General features: G+C 73.5%; 21 protein-coding genes and 1 pseudogene. 11 read left to right on the top strand and 11 right to left on the bottom strand.

Annotated elements, in window-relative coordinates; genetic code table 11:
- Nucleotides 1–61: 61 nt before the first annotated feature.
- A pseudogene (locus AC5L3C_RS01635) lies at nt 62–906 on the top strand (ATP-grasp domain-containing protein).
- 75 nt (nt 907–981) lie between these two features.
- Nucleotides 982–1,626, top strand: coding sequence for a peptidoglycan-binding domain-containing protein (locus AC5L3C_RS01630; RefSeq protein WP_493646447.1), 645 nt, complete (start codon nt 982–984; stop codon nt 1,624–1,626).
- Nucleotides 1,627–1,645: 19 nt separating this feature from the next.
- Here AC5L3C_RS01630 and AC5L3C_RS01625 read toward each other — a convergent pair whose 3' ends face one another.
- The 3 genes from AC5L3C_RS01625 to AC5L3C_RS01615 all read right to left on the bottom strand — a co-directional run bounded on the left by AC5L3C_RS01625 (nt 1,646) and on the right by AC5L3C_RS01615 (nt 5,741).
- A complete protein-coding gene (locus AC5L3C_RS01625) occupies nt 1,646–4,066 on the bottom strand; it encodes a SpoIIE family protein phosphatase (protein WP_493646446.1) in 2,421 nt (806 codons plus the stop codon).
- Nucleotides 4,067–4,150: 84 nt separating this feature from the next.
- Nucleotides 4,151–4,525: a hypothetical protein gene (locus AC5L3C_RS01620; protein WP_164555539.1), complete on the bottom strand. Its 375-nt coding sequence runs from the start codon at nt 4,523–4,525 to the stop codon at nt 4,151–4,153.
- A 298-nt stretch (nt 4,526–4,823) separates the two neighbouring features.
- Nucleotides 4,824–5,741: a MurR/RpiR family transcriptional regulator gene (locus AC5L3C_RS01615; protein WP_493646445.1), complete on the bottom strand. Its 918-nt coding sequence runs from the start codon at nt 5,739–5,741 to the stop codon at nt 4,824–4,826.
- Nucleotides 5,742–5,914: 173 nt separating this feature from the next.
- Between AC5L3C_RS01615 and AC5L3C_RS01610 the strand changes: the two genes are divergently transcribed.
- Together AC5L3C_RS01610 and AC5L3C_RS01605 are read left to right on the top strand one after the other, a co-directional pair.
- On the top strand, nt 5,915–6,076 hold the full coding sequence (locus AC5L3C_RS01610) for a hypothetical protein (RefSeq protein WP_493646444.1): 162 nt from the start codon (nt 5,915–5,917) through the stop codon (nt 6,074–6,076).
- A 47-nt stretch (nt 6,077–6,123) separates the two neighbouring features.
- On the top strand, nt 6,124–6,561 hold the full coding sequence (locus AC5L3C_RS01605; protein ID WP_493646443.1) for a DUF3662 domain-containing protein: 438 nt from the start codon (nt 6,124–6,126) through the stop codon (nt 6,559–6,561).
- Nucleotides 6,562–6,932: 371 nt separating this feature from the next.
- On the opposite strand, the gene AC5L3C_RS01600 is transcribed toward AC5L3C_RS01605, so the two are convergent.
- From AC5L3C_RS01600 to AC5L3C_RS01590, 3 genes are read right to left on the bottom strand one after another with little or no spacing between them, the layout of a single operon-like run.
- Entirely contained in the window at nt 6,933–8,603 is a 1,671-nt protein-coding gene (locus tag AC5L3C_RS01600) for an ArnT family glycosyltransferase (protein ID WP_493646442.1), read from the bottom strand.
- A gap of 38 nt (nt 8,604–8,641) precedes the next feature.
- The gene (locus tag AC5L3C_RS01595; RefSeq protein WP_493646441.1) at nt 8,642–9,145 is read right to left on the bottom strand and encodes a GNAT family N-acetyltransferase; all 504 of its coding nucleotides are present in this window, start codon (nt 9,143–9,145) and stop codon (nt 8,642–8,644) included.
- Nucleotides 9,146–9,160: 15 nt separating this feature from the next.
- A complete protein-coding gene (locus AC5L3C_RS01590) occupies nt 9,161–9,850 on the bottom strand; it encodes a nucleoside/nucleotide kinase family protein (RefSeq protein WP_493646440.1) in 690 nt (229 codons plus the stop codon).
- A 93-nt stretch (nt 9,851–9,943) separates the two neighbouring features.
- Here AC5L3C_RS01590 and AC5L3C_RS01585 point away from each other — a divergent pair, with 93 nt between their 5' ends.
- From AC5L3C_RS01585 to AC5L3C_RS01575, 3 genes are all read left to right on the top strand, one after another.
- Nucleotides 9,944–10,681: a beta-phosphoglucomutase family hydrolase gene (locus AC5L3C_RS01585; protein ID WP_493646439.1), complete on the top strand. Its 738-nt coding sequence runs from the start codon at nt 9,944–9,946 to the stop codon at nt 10,679–10,681.
- Between the two features lie 118 nt (nt 10,682–10,799).
- Nucleotides 10,800–12,296, top strand: a complete 1,497-nt coding sequence (locus AC5L3C_RS01580) for a hypothetical protein (RefSeq protein ID WP_493646438.1) — start codon at nt 10,800–10,802, stop codon at nt 12,294–12,296.
- A 111-nt stretch (nt 12,297–12,407) separates the two neighbouring features.
- Nucleotides 12,408–12,896 carry a DUF5709 domain-containing protein gene (locus AC5L3C_RS01575; protein ID WP_493646437.1) on the top strand — a complete coding sequence of 163 codons (489 nt, stop codon included), beginning with the start codon at nt 12,408–12,410 and terminating at the stop codon, nt 12,894–12,896.
- Between the two features lie 64 nt (nt 12,897–12,960).
- On the opposite strand, the gene AC5L3C_RS01570 is transcribed toward AC5L3C_RS01575, so the two are convergent.
- From AC5L3C_RS01570 to AC5L3C_RS01555, 4 genes are all read right to left on the bottom strand, one after another.
- Entirely contained in the window at nt 12,961–13,167 is a 207-nt protein-coding gene (locus AC5L3C_RS01570) for a hypothetical protein (RefSeq protein WP_493646436.1), read from the bottom strand.
- A gap of 182 nt (nt 13,168–13,349) precedes the next feature.
- Nucleotides 13,350–14,555 (bottom strand): glycoside hydrolase family 64 protein, encoded by a 1,206-nt coding sequence (locus tag AC5L3C_RS01565; RefSeq protein ID WP_493646435.1) that lies wholly within the window; start codon nt 14,553–14,555, stop codon nt 13,350–13,352.
- Nucleotides 14,556–14,872: 317 nt separating this feature from the next.
- The gene (locus tag AC5L3C_RS01560; protein WP_493646434.1) at nt 14,873–15,763 is read right to left on the bottom strand and encodes a Gfo/Idh/MocA family protein; all 891 of its coding nucleotides are present in this window, start codon (nt 15,761–15,763) and stop codon (nt 14,873–14,875) included.
- A gap of 132 nt (nt 15,764–15,895) precedes the next feature.
- Nucleotides 15,896–16,309: a VOC family protein gene (locus AC5L3C_RS01555; RefSeq protein ID WP_493646433.1), complete on the bottom strand. Its 414-nt coding sequence runs from the start codon at nt 16,307–16,309 to the stop codon at nt 15,896–15,898.
- 219 nt (nt 16,310–16,528) lie between these two features.
- Here AC5L3C_RS01555 and AC5L3C_RS01550 point away from each other — a divergent pair, with 219 nt between their 5' ends.
- Together AC5L3C_RS01550 and AC5L3C_RS01545 are read left to right on the top strand one after the other, a co-directional pair.
- Nucleotides 16,529–17,386, top strand: coding sequence for an aldo/keto reductase (locus tag AC5L3C_RS01550; RefSeq protein ID WP_493646432.1), 858 nt, complete (start codon nt 16,529–16,531; stop codon nt 17,384–17,386).
- Nucleotides 17,387–18,576: 1,190 nt separating this feature from the next.
- Complete coding sequence (locus AC5L3C_RS01545) at nt 18,577–18,837, top strand: DUF5133 domain-containing protein (protein ID WP_493646431.1); 261 nt, start codon at nt 18,577–18,579, stop codon at nt 18,835–18,837.
- 14 nt (nt 18,838–18,851) lie between these two features.
- On the opposite strand, the gene AC5L3C_RS01540 is transcribed toward AC5L3C_RS01545, so the two are convergent.
- A complete protein-coding gene (locus tag AC5L3C_RS01540) occupies nt 18,852–19,823 on the bottom strand; it encodes a GlxA family transcriptional regulator (RefSeq protein WP_493646430.1) in 972 nt (323 codons plus the stop codon).
- Between the two features lie 199 nt (nt 19,824–20,022).
- Here AC5L3C_RS01540 and AC5L3C_RS01535 point away from each other — a divergent pair, with 199 nt between their 5' ends.
- Nucleotides 20,023–20,496: a DUF2269 family protein gene (locus AC5L3C_RS01535; RefSeq protein ID WP_493646429.1), complete on the top strand. Its 474-nt coding sequence runs from the start codon at nt 20,023–20,025 to the stop codon at nt 20,494–20,496.
- Between the two features lie 163 nt (nt 20,497–20,659).
- Complete coding sequence (locus AC5L3C_RS01530; protein WP_125501711.1) at nt 20,660–20,863, top strand: hypothetical protein; 204 nt, start codon at nt 20,660–20,662, stop codon at nt 20,861–20,863.
- Nucleotides 20,864–20,876 lie beyond the last annotated feature (13 nt).

The raw sequence follows: 20,876 nt of genomic DNA, 5'->3' as shown, positions 1-20,876 counted from the left end.
CGTCGGACGCTCCCTCGCAGACCGTCCCTATGATCGAGCCACCGCCCCCCGAGGAGCCCGCATGCCGCCCGCACGTCCCCGCGTCCTTTCGTCACCGACCTGGCCTACCCGGCACGCGGGCGCCGCTACGGTGACGAGGACGTCTTCCTCACCTCCCGGCTGCGCGAGCACGTCGACCTCGCCCTGTGCCACCCGCGGGACGCCGTCGCCCTGATGGACGCGTTCGACGGCGTCGTGGTCCGCAACAGCGGCCCCGTGCTGGAGTACCAGGACGCCTACGACGCCTTCCGCGAGCGCGCCACCACGACCGGCACACCGGTCCACAACCCGCTCACCGGCCGGGGCGACATGGGCGGCAAGCAGTACCTGCTCGATCTCACCGCGGCCGGACTGCCCGTGATCCCCACCGTCGGCCGGCCCGATGACCTGCACCGGCTGCCCGAGGCGGAACGGTACGTCGTCAAGCCCAGGCGCGGCGCCGACTCCATCGGACTGCGCGTCGTCCCCGCCGCCGAAGTGCCCGGCTCCGTCGACGGCGACGTGCTGGTGCAGCCGCACATCGACTTCGCCTACGAGGTCTCCTTCTACTACGTCGACCGCACCTTCCAGTACGCCCTGTACGCCCCCGACCCCGAGCGGCGCTGGCAGCTGGAGCGCTACGAACCCACCCCGGACGACCTGGACTTCGCCCGCCGTTTCATCGAGTGGAACACCCTCGACCACGGGATCCAGCGCGTCGACGCCTGCCGCGCCCCGGACGGCGGCCTGCTGCTGGTCGAACTGGAGGACCTCAACCCCTACCTCTCCCTCGACGCCCTCGACGACACCGCCCGGGAGGCGTTCGTGTCGGCGATGGTGACGTCCCTGCGCCGCTGTCTGAGCGGGACCGCCGGCCCGGGCGGCTGAACCCGGGCGGCCCGCGCCGCGTATCTCTCCCCACAGGCGGCTCGACTCCCCTGCCCGGCACGGAAGGAGAGCAAGGTGACGACACCGTCCGAAACCCCGCGGCCGCACGACAAACCGCCCCTCGAACCGGTCCGCGTGCTGCGTCCGCGCCGCACCGACGCGCTCGCGGAGCTCTTCCGGGAGTTCGAGCGGGACCAGTGGGAGGAGCACGAGGGCCACGAGCCGGTGCCGCCGCCCCGGCCACCGGCCGGATCCGACGACCGGACGCAGGAGCTGCCGCCCGTGCCCGCCGCCCCGCCGCCGGACCGGCACCGCTCCTGGACGCGCGGCACCGCGCTGGCCCTGGCCGTGGCCGCCGCCGCGCTGGCCGGCTTCGGCGGCGCCCTGCTGCTCACGGACCGGGACACCGGCGAGCGCGCGGCACCCGCCCCCGCGCCGTCCACCCCCCGGCCCTCACCCCCGCCGCCGTCGGCTCCCGCCGGCCCGGGCTTCCTCCGTGAGGGCGACTCGGGCCCCGAGGTGGCCGAACTGCAGCAGCGGCTGCTGCGCATCCCGGACGTCTACCGGGCCGGAGCCACCGACGGCCGCTACGACGCCACCCTCTCGGCGGCCGTCGCCCGCTTCCAGCTCTGGTACGGCATCCAGGGCGACGAGACGGGCGTGTACGGCGACGACACCCGTCAGGCGCTGGAGTCCCGCACCGGCGACCCGGCGTACTGACCCGGACCCGGAGGAACGGCTACCGCTCCTGCGGCACCCGGATGTCCAGCACGCACACGTCGTCGCGCCGCTCGTCCTCCAGCATCGCGTCCAACAGCGTGCCGAGGGAGCCGAGTTCGTCGCACGGGTGGGCGGTGACGGCCTCCGCGAGCCGGGCGAGCCCCACGTCGATGTTCTCCGGGGGACGCTCCACCAGACCGTCCGTGTAGAGCAGCACCCGGTCGCCCGGCTCGAGCAGGCACTCGGCTTCCTCGAACCGCGGCGTGGCGATCGCGCCGAGCAGCATCCCGGGGGGCCTGGGCAGATGGCTGACCTCGCCGCCGCGCACCAGCAGGGGCGGGGTGTGCCCCGCCTGGGTCCACGACAGCCGCCGTTCCGCGGGCCGGTAGCGGGCCAGGACCATGGTCGCGGTGGTGTGGGAGTCGCGGGAGTGCAGCAGCAGCGTGTTGAGCCGGGCGAGCGCGCCGGTCAGCGAGGAGCCGGTGATGACCATGCCCTTGGTGGTGTACCGCAGCTGGGCCATGGTGGCGACGGCGTCCACGCCGTGCCCGGCGACATCGCCGACGACGAACAGCGCGTCGCCGTCGGGCAGTTCGATGGCGCTGAACCAGTCACCCCCGACGTGTATGCCCGCCTGTGCGGGAAGGTAGGCGACCTCGACGCGCAGCCCGGCGAGGCTCACCTCCTTGTCGGGCAGCGGCAGCAGGGCGTTCTGCAGCCGGCCCACCAGGACCCGCTCGGACTGCAGGACGTCGTGCTGGGTGAGCATCGCCCGCTCGCTCTCCATCAGGGCGAGCTCGGCCCGCCGCCGCGCGGTCAGGTCCTGCACGATGCCGTGCGCCTCGACCGGCGTGCCCCGCCCGTCGGCCACCACTTCGGCGACGAGCCGCAGATGCCGCACGCCGCGCGGGCCCCGGACGCGGAACGGGACGTCGAACGGCTCACCGTCGCGGGCCAGGGACTCGACGGCACGGTCCAGCGCGGAGCGGTCGTCGGGCAGCGCGAGGGCGGACAGGCCGTACAGGGGGACCGGTCCGTCGGCGGGGTTCCGGGAGAGGATCTCGAAGACCTGCGCCGACCAGGACACCTCGCCGGTGGCCAGGTTCCAGTTCGCCCAGCCGAGACTGCCCAGCCGCTGCAGTTCCGCGAGCCGCTGCTCCTGCCGGTCGGAGGAGGCGTGCCGGACCCAGGTGACGACCAGCGCGTCCTCCAGCCGTGTCACCCGTACGCAGTAGGTGGTGAGCTCGGCGACGCCGTCCACCGTCTCCTGGTGGGCGAACGGCTCGCTCTCGTACGTCTCCCCGCCGGCCAGGGTGTCCAGGCAGCCCTGCCACACCGGCGCGTCCGTCAGACCGGGCCAGACCTCCAGCAGCCGCCGCCCGGCCGGGTCGCCGCCGGTGCCGTCCAGCAGGCCGGCCACCTGCGGTGTGGCGGCGTCGACCCGGAAGTCCTCGGGGGCGCCGGAGGCGTCGCGCAGCGGGGTCAGGAGTATGGCCGGTACCGGCAGCGCGGCGAACAGCGCCTGGACGGCGTCCGAGGAGGCGTCGGGCACCGGCTCCGGCGCGGCGGTGAGGGTGCGCAGCCGCCCCGCGCACAGCCGGACGGCGCCGAGCAGATGGGCGCGGTCGCGCGGGGTGAAGGAGCCGGCGCGGCCGCGCAGCACACCGACGCAGAGGTCGGAGTCGTCCCCGGCGGACAGCGGCAGCCAGGCCCGGGACAGCCACCGCTCGGGCGGGTCGCCGATCAGCAGGTACCGCGCGCTGTCCTCGGCGAAGTCCTCCAGCCAGCGGGGTTCCCCGGCCTCCAGCGCGTCCAGCACCGCGACCCCGCTGAAAGGGGGCACGTGACGCCACTGCGCGGCGAGCCGCTCGTCGACACCCGCCTGCCCGAGGAGTTCCAGGCCGCCTCCGGGCCGGCGGGCGTAGATCATGACCGAGTCGGCGTCCAGGTCCGGTCCGAAGTGGTCGAGCAGGCAGGCGGCGAGGTGCTGGTGCGTGTCCACATGGACGAGGGCCCGGCCGAGACGCCCCAGCGCGTCGGCCACGTCGTCGGGCGTGGAGGCGGCCGCCCGCGGACCGGCCGCGGGCAGGACGTCCTCGGTGCCTTCCGGCCGGTCGTCCCGCTCCGGGGAGGTGCCGTCGCCGCTCCGGACGGAGGCCAGGTCGCCGAGGGTGATCCAGCACTCCTCGAGCAGCGTGCGGCGGGCCGCCTTGGCGTGCTGCAGCAGGGTCTCGCCCGCGGTGCCTGCGGAGCAGCCGGTCAGTGCGATCACGACGCCCTTGGCGCGCTCGACGACGGCCGAGGTCGCGGCCTGCTCGCGCAGCCGGTCCAGCTCGGCGCGCTGCTGGGCGACGACCCTGGCCAGTTCCACCAGATCCGGTACGTTTCCGGACTCCACCGGGACTATGCGCTCGGGCTTCACGCGATGAGCATCGCACATCGCTTCCGGTACGTTGAGCGGCCTGTTTCCCTCGAATCCCGCGGGACCCGGCCCGTGGGTCCGCCCGGCGGGGCCGGGGCCCGGTCAGCGGCCGTGCTCGGCCAGGGCCCGGGTGACCGCGCGCACGCTGCGGGCGAGGTTCTGCAACTGGATGATCTCGGCCGAGTAGAGCTTGATGGTGTGCTCGATGACCCCCTCACGCACCCCCATCCGGGGCAGGTCGGCCCGGGCGGTCTGCAGGGCGGTGCGGGCCACCCGGATCTCGTGCTCGATCTGGATCTGGGCGTGCCGGGCCAGCAGGACGGGGTGCCGGATGAACGCCGGGTAACTTGCGTAGCGCGCAGGCACCAGCTCGCGCAGCCACCTGGCCGCCGAGCGTTCCCAGTCGTAGCTGCCGGGGGTCTTGACCTGGCCGGGCCAGTCGGGACCGAGGCGCGTGGACGTCAGGGGCATGATCATCGCTTCCGGGTGTACGGCTCGTCGGCGTGGACGACGTGGTGGGGCGGCCCCGGCCTAGGGGATGACCGGGGCCGCCACGGGTGGCCGGGCAGGGGACGCCCGGCCGAACACCCTGGCCGCCGGAGCGGGTAGGAGCCTGCGGCTTCGGGTGTTCGCGAGGTGGCGGATCGCGGTCCGCAGCGGTCGGGCCGCGATCCGTGAGCAGTATTTATATATGCCATCTGGTTTGCAAGACGTATGAAAACATTCATGCGTGCTTTGATGGGGCGAGACCCCCGGGAGGCGGCCGGCGGGCGCCTCAGTCCCTGAGGAAGAACTGGTGCTCGTCGGCGACGTGCTCGTATTCGTCGAGCCGCGCCTGCGTCCGCTCCGGATCGGCGTCCGTCATGGCCTGGAGCAGCGCCGCGCACATCACGCCCGGAGCGGCGTAGGAGTCGAACACCAGCCGGGACCCGGTGCCGGTGGCGAAGGTGACGTCGGCCTCGTCCACCAGCGGGCCGAGCGCCAGATCGGTGATCAGCGCGACCTTCAGCCCGGCGCTGCGGGCCACCCGCACCGCCGTCAGGGTCTCCTGCGCGTGCCGCGGCATTGAGAAGGCCAGCACCCAGGTGCCGCCCGCTTCCCGCGACTGCAGCAGGGCGTCGTAGGCGACACTGCCGCCCCGTGTCACGAGCCGTACGTCCGGGTGGATACGCCGCGCGGCGTAGGCGAAGTACTCGGCCAGGGAGACGGAGATGCGCAGACCGAGGACGGTGAGCGGGGTGGACGCGGACAGATTGCGTCCCGCCTCGATGACCCGGTCGGCGTCGGCGAAGTCCCGCCGCAGGTTCTCCAGGTTCTCGATCTCGGCGTCGACCGCCGCCTGGAGCTCGTTGCCCCGGATCTCCTCGGCGGGGGCGCCGGCGCGGGTGCCGAGGGTGATCGACTGGAGCTTCTCCCGCAGCGCGGGGTAGCCGCTGAAGCCGACCGCGGAGGCGAACCGGGTCACCGACGGCTGGCTCACCCCGACCCGGTCCGCGAGATCCGTGATCGACAGGAACGCCGCCTCGGCGATGTGCTCGATCAGGTACTGGGCGATGCGTCGCTGGCCGGGGGAGAGCCGGGGGCGGTCGAACAGGGCGCGGAGCTGGGCCGTGGGGGACATCTCCGTGTCCGGGCCCGCCTTCCCCGAGGTGATCGCGGATGCCTGTGCGCGTGCCTGCTGCGGCGATCGCACCGGTGTGCCTCCTTCGTCTCCCACGAGGGTTCAACATAGCCCACGCACCGTGGCGGCCAGGCTGCTCGCCGGAGCCCGGCGACCCGCTTCCGGCGTGGATATCCACGCCTCTTCGGGGAACCCGCGGCACAGCGCAACGGAAGAACCCCAAGCGACACGAGGAGCCACCCGACATGACCGTCCCCGAGGAGAACCGGCCGAAGACCCGGGAGACCGACGACACGATCGAGCGGCGGGAGGACGACGACACGCGCGCGCAGGGCGGCACCGGCCGCACGATGCGCGAGGCGCTGGAGGAGGCCGAGATCAGCCCCGACGACTACGACGAGCGCTGACCGGACCGCGGACCATCCCCCACGACGACGTTTCGGCAGGTGAGACCATGGGCGCCCTGAGCGCGCTGGAACAGGCACTGGAGAACCGATGGCAGACGCTGTGGGCGCGCCTGTTCGGCCGGGACCCGGTCGAACTCGTCGACGCCCTGCGACGCGAATGCGACAGCAAGGCCGTGGTGTGCCGGGCGGGCCGGGTGATGGTCCCCAACGCCTACGACGTGGAGCTGGCCGGCCCCGTGCACGAGGAACTGACGCGCCGGGGCGGCCGCGTGGGGCAGCTGCTCACCGACCGGCTGGCCCGGCACGCCGCACGGCACGGATACGAGTGGGCGGGCCCCCTCGCCGTCCACGTCCACCGGTCCGCCGACGTGCCCAACGGCCGCTACCGGGTGGCGAGCACCGTGATGCCGCACGTCAGCGCGGACGCCTTCCAGCGAGCGGGCGCCGCGAGCGCGGCCCCGACACCGCACACCCAACCACGGTAGCCGCCACCGGCCCGACACCGCCGGCCGCCGCAGACCAACGCGGCTGGACGGCGCGCGCCCAGCCCCGGTAGCCGACACAGGCGCAACACCGGTGGACGGCAGACTCCCGGCGTTGGTGAACGGTGCATGCCCAAGACCGGTGGTCGTCATAGGTGCAACACCGGTGGACGGGCTGCCGGTGGCCGGTCGGCGCCCGGCGTTGGCCAAGACCGGTAGTGGTCACGGGTCCGACACCGGTGGGTGGCCGAGGCCGAACGTCGGTGGGCGGAGGGGCCCGGCGCTGGTGGGTGCGCGCAACCGACGTCGGGGGGCAGCGGGCGGCCGACACCCGTGGACGGCGCACGCCCGACGGCCGTGGGACCGGGTTCGTTTCAGCGTCGGTAGACGGTGATCGAGTGGCCGACGTCGTCGATGGGGTGGCTGCTGTCGATGAGTTCGGCCAGCCGGCCCGTCGCCTTGGCCGCCGCGGAGTCCGAGACCGCCAGGATCCCGCGCACCTCCCCGGGCGGCACCCGGAGCGGATCGTCCGCGTCGATGCCGTAGTACGACGGCACCCCGCTGCCCTTGTAGACCAGCCAGATCCGCTCGCCCCGGTACCGCTCCCGCAGCCGGTCGGCGAGCCGGCCGAGATCCTGGCCCCAGTCCACGTTGGAGTCGTGCAGCCGCAGCCGGGTCTGCGACGGTCCCCCGAACGCCTCGTTGGAGTACGGGAGATAGTAGGGGAACGCCCGCAGCGAGCTCACCGCGACGCACGCCACGAGCAGCACGCTCACCGGGGGCACCCACCGCACGCGCACCACCCACAGGCACCCCGCCGCCACCGCAAGGAACATCGGCAGGAACACGGCGTACCGCGTGCCGAAGTCCCGTGCCCCGTACATCGCGGCGGCCAGCAGCACCGCCGGCACCGGCAGCAGAAACGCCGCCGCGGGCCGCAGCCGCCGCACCGCCACCACCGCGACGACACCGGCGGCCCACAGCACCAGCATGCCGAGCGGCGTCTTCACCAGCACCGCGGCCGGCAGGTAGTACCAGAGCGAGCCGGAGTACACCCGCCCGAACAGGAACCCTTCCCACGCCCAGTTCTCCAGGTTGAACTGCACGCGCATACCGTCCCGGAACGGCTCGGGGAACGGCATCAGCTCCACCAGCAGCCCCCGCAGTCCCCGGATCTCGGGCACCCGCTCCTGCGGATCCCAGCGCAGCCGGGGATCGACGGCCAGATACACGGCCCAGACGACGGCGACCGCCACCACGACGAACACCGCGGCGCCCGCCGCCGCCCGCCCAAGCCGCCGCCACCGGTCGCCCGTGGACGCGCACCACACCACCACGGCCGCCGTCAGCACCGGCACCGGCGCGGCCGGCAGCACGCTCATCTTGGTGGCCAGCGCCGCCCCGAACGCCGCGCCGGCCAGCGGCAGATGGACCCGCGGCCGCCGCCGTGCCCGCCACAGCAGCCACACCGACGTCAGCATGAACCCGGCGGCCGGCACGTCCAGGGTGGCCAGTGAGCCGTGCGCGATCACGTCGGGGGAGAGGCAGTACAGCGCGAGCGCCGTCAACGCACCGGCCGCGCCCGCCAGTTCACGGGCGAAGGCGAAGACGACGAGGCCCGACAGCAGCGTCAGCACGATCACCGGCAGCCGCGCCCAGAACATGACCCGCCACGGGTCGTTGCCCGACTCGTAGAGCAGGTGCCGGCCCAACGCGCTCTGGTCGCCGTCGAATCCCGGATCGAGGTGCGGGCCGGCGACCGCCACCCCGGCGGCGATCAGCAGCTTCCCGAGCGGCGGATGCTCGGGGTTGAACCGCAGGCTGTGCTCCTCCAGGTACACGGCCGCCGTGCCGACGTACACCGGCTCGTCGATCGTCGGCGTCTGCCGCACCGCGGCCGTCACCATCGCCACGGCCATCTGTCCGAGCAGCAGCACCACGACGAGGACCACCGGCCACCGCCGGACCGGGCCCCGGACGGCGGGGCCCACCTCGCCGCCGTCGAGGACGGGCTTTCGTGCGCGCGCCGCCAACAGACCCTTCATGGGCCCCTACTCTGGCACCCCCGCACCCACGCGGGCGGTCACAACGCCGGGTTCGCGGCGACCGGTGCCCGCGCGGCGAGTTCCTCGAGCGGGCCGCCGCTGAGCCGGCACACCCGCCACTCCTCCAGGAGCTCCGCCCCGAGCGACTCGTAGAACGCGATCGCCGGCTCGTTCCAGTTCAGCACCACCCACTCGAAGCGTTCGAAACCGCTCTCCCGGCAGATCCGCGCGAGAGCCGCCAGCAGCGCCCTGCCGTGCCCGGCGCCCCGGGCGTCCGGGCGCACGTAGAGGTCCTCCAAGTGCATGCCGCGGGTACCGGTCCAGGTCGAGAAGCGCGGGAACCACAGGGCGAAACCCGCGATCGCGCCGGTGCGGTCGTCCTCGGCGATCAGGACGCGGGCCGCGGGATGCTCCCCGAACAGGGCGGCACGGAGCTGGTCCTCGGTGGCGCGGGCCTGCTCCTCGGCCCGTTCGTACGCGGCGAGTTCACGGATCATGGAGCGGATCTCGGGGACGTCGTCCACGGTGGCTGGTCGGATCATGGACCGGAGCCTGCGTCACGGGGCCGCGCCGCGTCCAGTCCGTTCCGACTGCCGGGACACGTCCGGCAGCGCGGACGCCGGCACCACCAGATCGGCCCGCTCGCGGGTCGGGGCGATCAGCGCGGCGTTGCGCTGGTCCGAGCGTTCCACCCAGGCCACCGCCTCCTCGTGGCTCTTGCCGAACTCCTCGTGCCGCGCGATCAGCCGGCGCAGCCGTTCCTCCTCGTCCAGCTCGCAGAACCACACCTCGTCCAGCTGTGCCCCCACCCGCTCCCAGGCGCCGGTGCCCAGCAGCAGGTAGTTGCCCTCCGTCACCACCAGCCGGGCATCCGCCGCCACGGGGACCGCCCCCGCCAGCGGCTGCTCCAGCACCCGCTCGAAGCCGGGGGCGTACACGACATCGCCGTACTCCTCCTCACACAGCCGCCGCAGCAGCGCCGCGTAGCCGGCCGCGTCGAAGGTGTCCGGGGCGCCCTTGCGGTCACGGCGGCCGAGCCGGTCGAGTTCGGCGTCCGCGAGATGGAAGCCGTCCATGGGCACATGCGCGGCCCACGGTTCGCCGGTGCCGTTCAGTGCCCGCACCAGGTGCTCCGCGAGCGTGGACTTGCCCGCGCCCGGGCTGCCCGCGATGCCGAGGATCGCGCGGCGCCCGTGCCGGGGGAGACCGCGGGCACGGCACAGGAGGTCGTCGAAGGTCAGCGCCACAGGGGAGAGTGTGTCACCTGGGCGGCGGGCGGTCTGCCGCCGAGTGGCCCGCGCCGCCCGCGGACCGGCACCGTACGGGGAACCCTGTCCGGTATGACGGATCTGGGCCTGCCCGACACCATCCTCGCCTGCCTCTTCGACCTCGACGGCGTCGTGACGAGAACGGCCGACGTGCACGCGGCCGCCTGGAAGCAGATGTTCGACGCCTTTCTCCGCGAGCGCGACGGCGACGCCTTCCGGCCGTTCACCGACGCCGACTACGAGGCGTACGTCGACGGCCTCCCGCGCGCCGACGGCGTCCGCACCTTCCTCGCCTCCCGCGACATCACCCTGCCCGAGGGCCGTCCGGACGACCCGCCCGACGCGGCCACCGTGCACGGCCTGGGCAACCGCAAGAACGACCTGCTGCTGGAGCGGATCCGCACCGGCGGTGTGACGGCCTACGACGGCAGCCTGCGCTACATCGAGGCGGTCCGCGCCCGGCACCTGCGCACCGCGATCGTCTCCTCCAGTGCCAACTGCCGTGACGTCCTGCGGTCCATCCGCGCCGAGCACCTCTTCGACGTCCGGATCGACGGAGTGGTCGCCGCCGAGCGCGGCCTGCCCGGCAAACCGCGGCCCGACACCTTCCTCGCCGCCGCCCACGACCTCGGTGTGGCACCCTCCCGGGCCGCCGTGTTCGAGGACGCCCTCGCCGGCATGGAGGCGGGCCGCGCCGGAGGCTTCGGATACGTCGTCGGCGTGGACCGGGCGGGCCGCGTCGACGACCTGTACGCGCACGGCGCCGACCTGGTCGTCGGGGATCCGGCCGAGCTCCTGGCCTGCCGGTGAGCGCATGACACCCCGGCCGGGTGAGGCGGTTGGCCGTATACCGCCCTGCGTGACCGTTCCGCGCGGGTTAGCTTGGCCATGATCGTTGCAATGATCGTCAAGACGCGAAGGACGGACGATGACCGACGGCGCCAGTGGCCTGCTCGCCGCGGCGCGGCGGCACGAGCAGCACTCCGGGCCGGAGGCCTCCCGCCATCCGTACGCCGCCCGGCCGCTCGCGGTGCTCGCCGCCGTCTTCATCCTCGCCCAACTCGCCCTCGTCCGCCCCGTGCTGGGCCTCGGCTGGGACGAGATCGTCTACACCAGCCAGGTCACCTCGCACCATCCGGCCGCCTTCTTCAGCGCGCCGCGCTCCCGGGGCGTCTCCCTGCTGGTGGCACCCGTGGCCTCCTGGTCCGAGTCCACCGCGCTGCTGCGCGGCTACCTCGCCGTGCTCTCCGGCATCGGTCTCCATCTGGCCTTCCACTCCTGGCGCGGCCTCTTCCCGACCCGGGTCCTGGTCACCGCGGGCGCCTTCTTCGCCACCCTGTGGGTGACCCTCTTCTACGGTCCCCAGGCCATGCCCAACTACTGGGTCGCCGTCGGCGCGCTGATCGCCGTCGGCGGGTTCCTGCGCCACCGCACGGACCCCGCGTCCCACGGCCCGCTGTGGGCCGTCGTGGCGGGGACCGCGCTCATGGCGTGGATGCGGCCCACGGATGCCGTCTGGGTGGCCGTGCCGCTCCTCGGCTTCGCCCTCGCCGGACGGCACCGGCGGGCGCTGCTCGCCGTCACCGGCGGCCTGGCGGCGGGCGGGGCCGAGTGGGTGATCGAGGCGTACACGGCCTTCGGGGGCGTCGGGGAGCGGCTGGCCGAGGCCTCCCGCATCCAGGGCGGGCTCGGATGGCACATCGCCGTCGACGACCAGCTGCGCAGCCTGGGCGGCCGCGCGCTGTGCCGGCCGTGCACCGGGTCGATGCCCCACCCGGTGATCACCCTGTGGTGGTTCGTCCTGCCGCTGCTCGCCGTCCTCGGGCTGGTCGTCGCCGTGCGGGCCCGCCGCACCCGGCGCACCCTGGTGCCGCTGGTCTGTGCCACGACCGCGGCGCTCCCGTACCTCTTCATGATCGGATACGCGGCGCCCCGCTTCCTCCAGCCCGCCTACGCCCTGCTCGCGATCCCGGTCGCCGACGCGCTGTGGCACCTGGTCACGGCACCGCGCGGGAGGTGGCGGACGACCGCCAGGACCCTGGTGGTGCTCGCGGTCGCGGGTCATCTCACCGTGCAGCTGACCGTCCTCGTGCACACCGTGGACCGCAACACCGACAGCCGCCGCGACTGGGCCCGCACGGCCGGTGAACTGCACCGCCTCGGGGTCCGCCCGCCCTGTCTGCTCACCGGCAGCGAGGCCATTCCCGTCGGCTACTACACCGGCTGCTCCTCGGGGGCCACCTCCGGCAACAACGAGAACACCACGGCCGCCGAGATCGTGCACACCGCGGACCGCATCCCGGTCGCCACGCTCACCCGCCCCGGCGGCACGCCGCCCGGCTACGCCCGGACCTGGCCCGTCCACCGGATCGGCGACTTCGACGTCCGCGTCGCCCCGGCCCCCGGCACCGGCACGCCCCGGTGACGGGACCCCGTGGGGCTCCCGCCCGGTGCGCGGGATTAGAGATCGCGGGAAGGGAAACGCGGATCTGGCATTGAGACGAACGAGCCGACGCAGCGTGACAGGGAGGACGCCATGGGCTCCGAACCGATGGCCGACGACGCCTACCAGCCCACCGGCAGCAACGAGGAGCAGGAGGACGCCGCGCCGCTCGACATGCAGGACGCCCTCGACGAGCGGACCTACGACGACACCCTCGACGAGGGCTACTCCCCGCCCGAGAAGCCGCTCGGCGTCACCCGGTACGGCACCACGGCCGCCGAGCAGCACGACGGCGAGAGCCTCGACCAGCGGCTGGCCCAGGAGGTGCCGGACCCGTCCGCACGCGCCGGGGACGACGTGGGCGACCTGCCCGGCGGCGAGGGAGAGCCGGTCGACCCGGAGGCGGGCTCCGGCCGCGCGGGCCGCCTGGTCGCCCCCGACGAGGGTGCCCGGACGGACACCACCAAGGAGACCGTCGCCGAGGACGTGGGCATCGACGGCGGAGCCGCGGGCGCGGAGGAGGCCGCGATGCACGTCGTGGAGGACGGGACGGCGCTCCCGGAGGACCGGGGCAGAAGCTGACCGGAACGGCACGGGCGCCGCCGGGTCCCGTGGACGTACGGAACCCGGCGGCGCCCGCGCGCGGTCAGGGAAGGATCTTGTCCAGGGCGGCGGGCCCCTCCTCGGCCAGCTTCCGCTCGGCCCATTCGAGGTTCTCGGGGGTGATGTCCTTGCCGGAGGCGAGAACCAGGTCCTCCGGCGAGACCTCGCTGCCGGTGCGGGCGTGGAGCAGGCTGTCCGGGGTGGCACGGTCCTCGGGCTGCGGGGACGCGTCGGGCTGGGACGTCGACATCTTCTCGCTCCTCGGGTCCGGATCGCTGTGGCGGCCCCGGTGCTGTCATCGGGTCCGATACTCACCATTCAACGCGGGAGCCCGCCGTGCATCCGGAGCGCTCGCGGCATCGCGGTGAAGGGCCGCCTCCTGGCTCCCGGGGGTGCCTTCCCGGCCACGCGGGAAACCTGCCCCGCGAGCCGCTAGAACGCCGTCAGGGTCAGCCGCAGGCCGGTCGGCGCCGTGTCCTGGATGTACGAGGCGAAGTCGGCCACGTCGTCGAAGGCGAAGCCGTACGCCCGGCCGTCCTCCGTGGCCGCGTGCATGGCCTTGGAGTAGTGGTTGGTGATCTCGGTCCCGTAGAAGACCGACGCGTCGGTGGCCGGCTGCTCGGGGTGGCTGAGCAGCGTCGAACGGTTGAAGCCGGCGCCGAGGATCGCGGCGACCGGACCGGTGGTGCCGTCGTTGGGGGCGGCGAGGGCGCCGTCGCAGAAGAGGACGTCACGCGTGGACGGCTTGCCGAAGGAGACCTGGGCGGGCCCGTCGAAGGTGAACCGGTCACCGCGCACCCGCCCGGTGAAGGTGCCCGCGTTGGTGGTGACCTTGAGGTCGCGGCCGGTGTAGGTGCTCCACACCTCGTCGATGTACGGGGCGAGGTAGTCCTTGTCGAACAGACCCGCGTCCAGCCCGTGGCCGGGGGCGATGATCCGCGTGTCGTCCACGACCAGCCGGGAGAACGCCTCCACCTCCTTGACCGCGGCGAACGCGGCCGCGCGCCCGCCCTCGCGGACCGTGCCCGTGGTCTGGTCCTGGGAGCCGGTGAGCCGGATGCTCAGCGGCACGCTGAACATGTCGACCATGGTCGTGTTGCAGAACATGCCCGCGGAGTTGTAGGTGAACTCCGCACAGTCGTGCAGCACGCCGTGGTTGGGGTCGGAGGTGACCCATCCGGCCGGGTACTGGAGAGCCGCGTTGCCGTTGCCGTCGGTGACCGCCTTGAACTTGAGTTTCTCGCCGAGGGCGACGTAGATCCGGCCGGACATGTACGGCAGGGAGAGCTTGGTCTTACCGCTGCCGGAGAGGCTGATGGCGTAGTCGGTGAAGCCGTCGGGGCCGTTGTCGGAGACCTCGATGGGGACGACCTTGCCGTCGGGGGTGAGCCGGACCTGACGCCCGTCCGCGTTGCCGACCACGTAGAGGTGCACATTGGCGTTGTCGAAGGAACCGCTGTTGTTGACGATCGTCAGCGGCAGGGGTCCGGCCGCCGTCGTGCCGGCCTTGCCCTCGCCGGACTGGTCGGCCAGGGCATGCGGGGCGATCACCGCCGCCGCCGGGAGGGCCACGGCGGCTCCGCCGAGCGCGAAAAGGAGCTTGCGGCGGCCGAGGTTGCGCTGGTGACGAGCAGTCATGTGGGGGTCTCCTGAAGAGCTCGTGCGGGTTCCTGACCACACCGGCCGACGTGGGGGAGGCTCTGAGAGAGCGCTCTCAGGTGAACGCCGGGGCCGGTGCGCGGGCTCGATGCTAGGCACACCGACGGAGCCCCGCCAGCGGTCCGACTTGTCCCCCAACCTGCCCTGACCTGCGGTTACTTGAACAGCGGACGGACCGTCCCCGATCGCTTAACCGGCCTTTAAGGGGCGCTTAAGCCGCCCCGCGGCCGGTCGACACGGAGTGCTCCCGGAGCGCTCCGCTGCGCAGTCGGCCGACGGGACGCCGAGGACCGCGCTCAGTCCGTCGCGCCGCCCAGCAGCGACTCCGCCGTGGCCAGGATCCGCGTGATCCGGAGGGCGAACGCCGCGTCGCAGGGGTGCGGGACGCCGGTCCGGGCCGCGTCGAGCAGGGCGTCCACGGCCCGGGTGACGGCCGGGACGACTCCCTCCGTGGTCTCCGGGAGCACGGTGACCCCCGACTCGCCGCGCAGTTCGACCGTGGCGCCGGCCGCGGCCGGGGGAGCGGTCAGACTCAGGGTGACGCTGCTGGACGCGCCGCTCTCGTGGTCGAGCACCAGATGGACGGTGTCCCCGGGGCCGTACGCGGCCGCCGTCACCCGGCGCGGCTCGCCGAGCACCGGCAGCAGCACGGACAGGGCGTGCGGACCGACGTCCCACAGGGCGCCCTTCTCCTGCCGCCACGGCGAGGCGGCGAAGGGATTGCCGGCGGTGGTGAACACCGCCCCGAGCCACTGCGCCCGCCCGGTGAACCAGCCGCCGGTCCGGGCCTGTTCGCCGATCCACGCCTCCGGCCCGGGCTGGAACCGGGTGGTGAAGAAGACCACCGAGGCCACCCCGGCCTCCTCGACGGCGTCGACCACCACCCGGCCCTGGCCGACCGTCGGCGCGAGCGGCTTGTCGAGCAGCAGATGGCACCCCGCCCGCGCCGCGCGCACGGCCAGCTCCGCCTGCACCCCCGGCGGCAGCGCGACGGCGACCGCGTCCACGTCGTCGAGGAGCGCGTCGAGGTCGTCGTAGGCCCGGACGCCGTGCTCTGCGGCCAGCTCCGCGCCGGCGTCCGGGCGGCGGCCCCACACTCCGGCGAAGTCGAGGTCCGGGTGCCCGCCGAGGGCGGGGGCGTGTGCCACCCGCGCCCAGGGGCCCGTGCCGAGCAGTCCGATCCGCATGCCGCCGCCTCTCCCCGCGGGCCGGCGTCCGCCGGACCGGTGCCATGGTCGCGCTTCGGTCCGTACGATGATCCCTGCCGAAATGCCTTGTCAACAGCGGGCCGCGGGGGCGGGTGGGGCGGCGCCGGGCGGTCAGCTCTCGCGCTGGTTGATGTTGACCATCCAGGGGATGCCGAAGCGGTCCGTGCACATCCCGAACACGTCGCCCCACATCTGCTTCTCCAGCGGCACCGACACCGAGCCGCTTCCGGAGAGCTTGTCCCAGTAGCCGCGCAGGGTGCTCTCGTCCTCGCCGCTGAGGCTCACGGCGAAGTTGTTGCCCGGCTTGTGCTCCATGCCCGGCGGCATGTCGGAGCCCATCAGGGTGAAGCCCTCCGTCGTGGTCAGCATGCCGTGCATGATCTTGTCCGAGCTCTCGGCACCGGGGTGCCCGACCTCGCCGAAGGTGTTGAGGCGCAGCTCGCCGCCGAACACCTCCTTGTAGAACTCCAGCGCCTGCCGCGCGTCCCCGTCGAAACTCAGGTACGGGTTGAGAAGCGAGGCCATACATACCTCCTAAAACGGTGCATTCGGATCGACTGCGCGCAGCGTAGCGCCGGGAGCCGGTGCCCGCGCGGCGGCACCGTCGTCGTACGCCCGGGGATTCAGCGCTGCGCGTGCTGAATGCGTTCGCATTCTTCTATTGGATTTCCGGCCGCCCCGGGACCAGGCTGGTAAGCGCTGTCCACGACCGTCGCAGTCACAGCCGGAAGAGGTCACTTCCTTATGCACACCCGCCGTATCGGTGATGTCGAAGTCGGTGCCGTCGGTCTGGGCGCGATGCCCATGTCGATCGAGGGCCGCCCGGACGAGGCCAGGTCCCTGGACACCCTCCGCGCCGCCCTGGACGCCGGCGTCACGCTGATCGACACCGCGGACTCCTACCACAGGGACGCCGGCGAGGTCGGCCACAACGAGACCCTGATCGCCAAGGCCCTCGCCTCCCACGACCGGGGCGGCGACGTCCTGGTCGCCACCAAGGGCGGCCATCTGCGCCCCGGCGACGGCAGCTGGACGCAGGACGGGAGCCCCGCCCACCTGAAGCGGGCCTGCGAGGCGTCCCTGCGCCGGCTCGGCGTGGAGGCCATCGGGCTCTACCAGTTCCACCGGCCCGACCCGCGTGTGCCGTACGCCGAGTCCGTCGGCGCGCTGCGGGAGCTGCTGGACGAGGGGAAGATCCGCATGGCGGGCATCTCCAACGCCGATCCGGACCAGATCCGTGAGGCCCGGGAGATCCTCGGAGGCCGGCTGGTCTCGGTGCAGAACCGGTTCTCGCCCATTTTCCGGTCCAGCGAGCCGGAGCTTGAGCTGTGCGACGAGCTCGGCATCGCGTTCCTGCCGTACAGCCCCTTCGGCGGTATCGCCCGGGCCGGCGCCCTCGCCGCCGACCACGCGGCGTTCGCCCGGGTCGCCGACGCGCACGGGGTGAGCGCGCATCAGGTCTGCCTGGCCTGGATGCTCGCCAAGTCCCCGGTGGTCGTGCCCATCCCGGGAGCGAGCCGCCCGGAGTCCGTCCGCGACTCGACGGCGGCCGCCGGCCTCGAACTGACCCCGGAGGAGATCGCGGAACTGGACGCCGCCTGACCCGACGTCACGCGAGCTGACGGACGGCACATCACCCACCCCCGATCCGCACCAGCGGCCCCCGCCGCCGCAGGGCCGCGAGGCAGAGTGAGCACACCTCGACCGGGTCGCGCTCCCGACGTGAGGGCCGGGCCCCCTCGTCGGGTGCCCGGCCGTGCGGCACTCCGGCGGCCGGAGCCCGGCCTGCGTCGGAGGCGGGCGGTACGCCTTGCGTACCCCTGAGCCGGGCGCGCGGCCGCCGGTCGGGTCCGGCTCCGTCGCCGCGGGTCACGGCGGCCGTCGCGAGGTGGAACGAGTCCCGGCCGACGAGGTTGATCGCCCCGGGGCCGGTCAACCTCGTCGTGGAGCCCGGCCCCGCGCGCCGTTCGGACGGCCCGTCGGGTGTCCCCACCGCCGCAGGCCGCGGCGCCACTGCCGCGAGGCGGAGCGAGTACGTCTGACCGCGCCGCGCTCACGACGGGCGGCCGTCACGGGGACCGGAACCCGCTCATCGGAGAATCCGGCGGTCCGGTGGCCGACGCCTGGCCGCCGGTCGGTCCCCGAGGTCTCCTGAACGTGTCGCGTTCCCGACGCGGGCTGTGGCCCGCGGGTGCCGCTCGCCTCGCAGGGGAGCCCGGCTGTGTGCTGCTCGGTCGGCCGGTCTGGTGTCCTCACCGCCGCAGGTAGTGGCGCTCCTGCTGCGAGGCGGAGCGGGTGCGCCTGACCGCGCCGCGACCGGCGGTCCGGTGGCCGACGCCTGGCCGCCGGTCGGTCCCCGAGGTCTCCTGAACGTGTCGCGCCCCGGCGAGGGTTGCGGCTCCCAGGTGCCGCTCCCCCAGCGGGGGAGCCCAGCCGTGCGGCGGTCCGATGGCCGGGTTCCGGCGGCCACGGCCCGGCCGCCCCGGGGTGCGGACGTGGGGGACCGGCCCCTCGCCGGGGAGCCCGGTCACGTGGTCTCGATGGCCGGTGCGTGGCTGTCGCCCGCGCATCAACGTGGCCCCGAGGCGCCGGTGTTGGCCACCCGCTCGCGCGACGCGCCGGGTTTGTCATGGCGTACGCGGTGTTCGTGGCACGCGGTGTCGTCTGCGGGAGAGTCATACGGCATCGAGTGTCGGTCAGGGAGCGTATGATTTCGGTCACTTGCGTGCGTCTGATGAGTGATTCCGCCTGGTTCGGGCATACGCAGCGAAAACCAGAGAGGGGACGCATTCGTGCTCGGACCGGACCCGAAGGCCGTCAGACACCTGCTGACTCGGTACGCGACGCTGCGGATCGCTCAGGCGGAGCGGTACACGCCCGCGGCGGCACGCGAACTGAAGGACATCAGCCACACGCTCTGCGTGACGATGGGGGAATCCGGCATCCACGAGGCCATCGCGCAGGCCGACGCGCTGCTCGACCGGGCCGCCCGGCCCGCGCCCGGCCGCACCGCGCCGGCGGACGGCGACAGCGCTCTGTCCCTGGCCGTCTGAGCACCCGCGAGCCGCTACGACGCGCCCGCGGTGACGGCGCGCCGTCCGTTGAACGATGAGCGGTACGCGTGCGGGGTGGTGCCCACCACCTTGCGGAAGCGCTCGCGGAACGCCGTGGGCGAGCCGAAGCCGGCCTGCTCCGCGATCCGTTCCACCGTGTGGTCGCTGTTCTCCAGCAGATACTGCGCCCGCCGCACCCGGGCCCGCAGCAGCCATTGCAGCGGCGTCGTGCCCGTCTGCTCGCGGAACCGCCGGCTGAAGGTGCGCTCGCTCATCCCCGCGCGCGCCGCCATCGACGCGAGCGTCACCTCGTGGGCCAGGTTGTCCTCGAGCCAGTCCAGGAGCGGCTCCAGATCGGACCCGCGGGGCACCGGCGGGTGCTCGTGCACGATGAACTGGGCCTGGCCGCCCTCCCGTTCCAGCGGCATCACCGACATCCGGGCGGCGTTCGCGGCGACGGCCGAGCCCCAGTCCCGGCGGATCATGTGCAGGCACATGTCCAGCGCGGCGGCGGCACCGGCCGAGGTGAGGATCTGCCCGTTGTCGACGTAGAGCACGTCCGGCTGCACGTCGACGCGGGGATGGTCCCGGGCGAGACGCGCGGCGGCCACCCAGTGCGTGGTGGCGCGCCGGCCGTCCAGCAGCCCGGCCTCCGCCAGTACGAAGGCGCCCACGCACACCGAGGCGATCCGGGTGCCCGCCGCGGCCGCCCGCCGCAGCGCGGCGAGGACCGCGGGGGAGGGCGGCGGGGCGTCTTCCGCGCGGCCGGGCACGATGATCGTGTCCGCGTCGGCCAGCGCCCGGAGCCCGCGGTCGACGCGCAGGCCGAAGCCGCCGTCCGCGGTCACCTCCGGCCGCTCGGCGCACAGCCGCACCCGGTAGGGATGCCGGCCGTCGGGCAGCCGCGTCCAGTCGAAGACCTGCATGGGCGCCGCCATGTCGAACGGCACGACGCCATCGAGCACCAGAATCGTCACGGAGTGCATGACCGCCACGATAGACGGGTTCCCGCCATGCCCTTGAGCCGGGGAATCGGCGCGCTGACGTGCCACGACCCTGATGGAGGGTGTTGGCGGGAACCCGTTGGAACCTGTCGTTTCAGCCTCTGGGGGACCGCCTGGGGCGCCTCTAGCGTGAGCCCGGCACCGCTGATCAGAACCCAGATCACATCAAGGAAAGAGTCCGGTGACCAAGCTCCTGCTGTCTCTCCATGTCCTGGCCGCCATCATCGCTGTCGGTCCCGTGACCGTCGCGGCCAGCATGTTCCCGCCGGCCGTACGCCGTGCCGCCCCCGCGGAGGGCGACACCACCGCCTCGAAGGCGGTCACCACCGTCGCCCTGCTCCACCGCATCTGCCGGGTCTACGCCCGCATCGGAATTCTCGTGCCCCTGCTCGGCCTCGTCACCGCCCTCGCGATGGGCGTGCTGGGCGACGGCTGGCTCATCGCCTCGATCACCCTGACCGCGGTGGCCGCCGGGGTCCTCCTCGCCTTCGTGCTGCCCCGTCAGGACGAGCTCGTCGAACAGCTCACCGGGCACCTGCCGGTCGACCGGCGGAGCACCGTGCGGCTCGCCATGTTCACCGGCGTCTTCAATCTCCTCTGGGCGACCGTCACGGTCCTGATGATCGTCCGCCCCGGCTCGACCACGGGCGCCTGACCGCCCGGCCGCAGCCGCCGGCACCGCAATCCGCGGCGAATACCATGTGACCGTTCCGTATCCCGTCGTACCGGGGGAAGTCACACCTCGCGCCGGACGTGCCCCTACACTCGGCAGTCGCGTCCCCGCACCGGGGCCGCCGAGCAGAAAGGCACGTTGACGGGTGTTCCAGGATTCCCCCATCTACGACCGACTCGTCGCGGAGTGCGGCGACGTGCCCGCACAGGTCAGAACCGAGGCCGAACGCGTGAGCAGGGAGCTGGAGTCGGTCATGCGGCCCGGCTACGGCCCGGGCCCCGACCGGCCGCAGTCACCGGGCAACGGCTGGCAGCGCACCGCCATGCTGCCCGGACCGCGGTCGCGCTGACCCCCGTGCGACG

Source organism: Streptomyces speibonae (assembly GCF_984686075.1).
This window is presented reverse-complemented; position numbering and strand designations above follow the sequence as displayed.

Excerpts from the sequence above, each read along its gene's own strand:
- AC5L3C_RS01555 (WP_493646433.1), bottom strand. The coding sequence starts at position 16,309 with ATGGCCTCGCTTCTCAACCCGTACCTGAGTTTCGACGGGGACGCGCGG.
- AC5L3C_RS01540 (WP_493646430.1), bottom strand. The coding sequence starts at position 19,823 with ATGCACTCCGTGACGATTCTGGTGCTCGATGGCGTCGTGCCGTTCGAC.
- AC5L3C_RS01620 (WP_164555539.1), bottom strand. The coding sequence starts at position 4,525 with ATGATCATGCCCCTGACGTCCACGCGCCTCGGTCCCGACTGGCCCGGC.
- AC5L3C_RS01595 (WP_493646441.1), bottom strand. The coding sequence starts at position 9,145 with ATGATCCGACCAGCCACCGTGGACGACGTCCCCGAGATCCGCTCCATG.
- AC5L3C_RS01610 (WP_493646444.1), top strand. The coding sequence starts at position 5,915 with ATGACCGTCCCCGAGGAGAACCGGCCGAAGACCCGGGAGACCGACGAC.
- AC5L3C_RS01605 (WP_493646443.1), top strand. The coding sequence starts at position 6,124 with ATGGGCGCCCTGAGCGCGCTGGAACAGGCACTGGAGAACCGATGGCAG.
- AC5L3C_RS01575 (WP_493646437.1), top strand. The coding sequence starts at position 12,408 with ATGGGCTCCGAACCGATGGCCGACGACGCCTACCAGCCCACCGGCAGC.
- AC5L3C_RS01580 (WP_493646438.1), top strand. The coding sequence starts at position 10,800 with ATGACCGACGGCGCCAGTGGCCTGCTCGCCGCGGCGCGGCGGCACGAG.
- AC5L3C_RS01625 (WP_493646446.1), bottom strand. The coding sequence starts at position 4,066 with ATGTGCGATGCTCATCGCGTGAAGCCCGAGCGCATAGTCCCGGTGGAG.
- AC5L3C_RS01585 (WP_493646439.1), top strand. The coding sequence starts at position 9,944 with ATGACGGATCTGGGCCTGCCCGACACCATCCTCGCCTGCCTCTTCGAC.
- AC5L3C_RS01550 (WP_493646432.1), top strand. The coding sequence starts at position 16,529 with ATGCACACCCGCCGTATCGGTGATGTCGAAGTCGGTGCCGTCGGTCTG.
- AC5L3C_RS01570 (WP_493646436.1), bottom strand. The coding sequence starts at position 13,167 with ATGTCGACGTCCCAGCCCGACGCGTCCCCGCAGCCCGAGGACCGTGCC.
- AC5L3C_RS01565 (WP_493646435.1), bottom strand. The coding sequence starts at position 14,555 with ATGACTGCTCGTCACCAGCGCAACCTCGGCCGCCGCAAGCTCCTTTTC.
- AC5L3C_RS01600 (WP_493646442.1), bottom strand. The coding sequence starts at position 8,603 with ATGAAGGGTCTGTTGGCGGCGCGCGCACGAAAGCCCGTCCTCGACGGC.
- AC5L3C_RS01560 (WP_493646434.1), bottom strand. The coding sequence starts at position 15,763 with ATGCGGATCGGACTGCTCGGCACGGGCCCCTGGGCGCGGGTGGCACAC.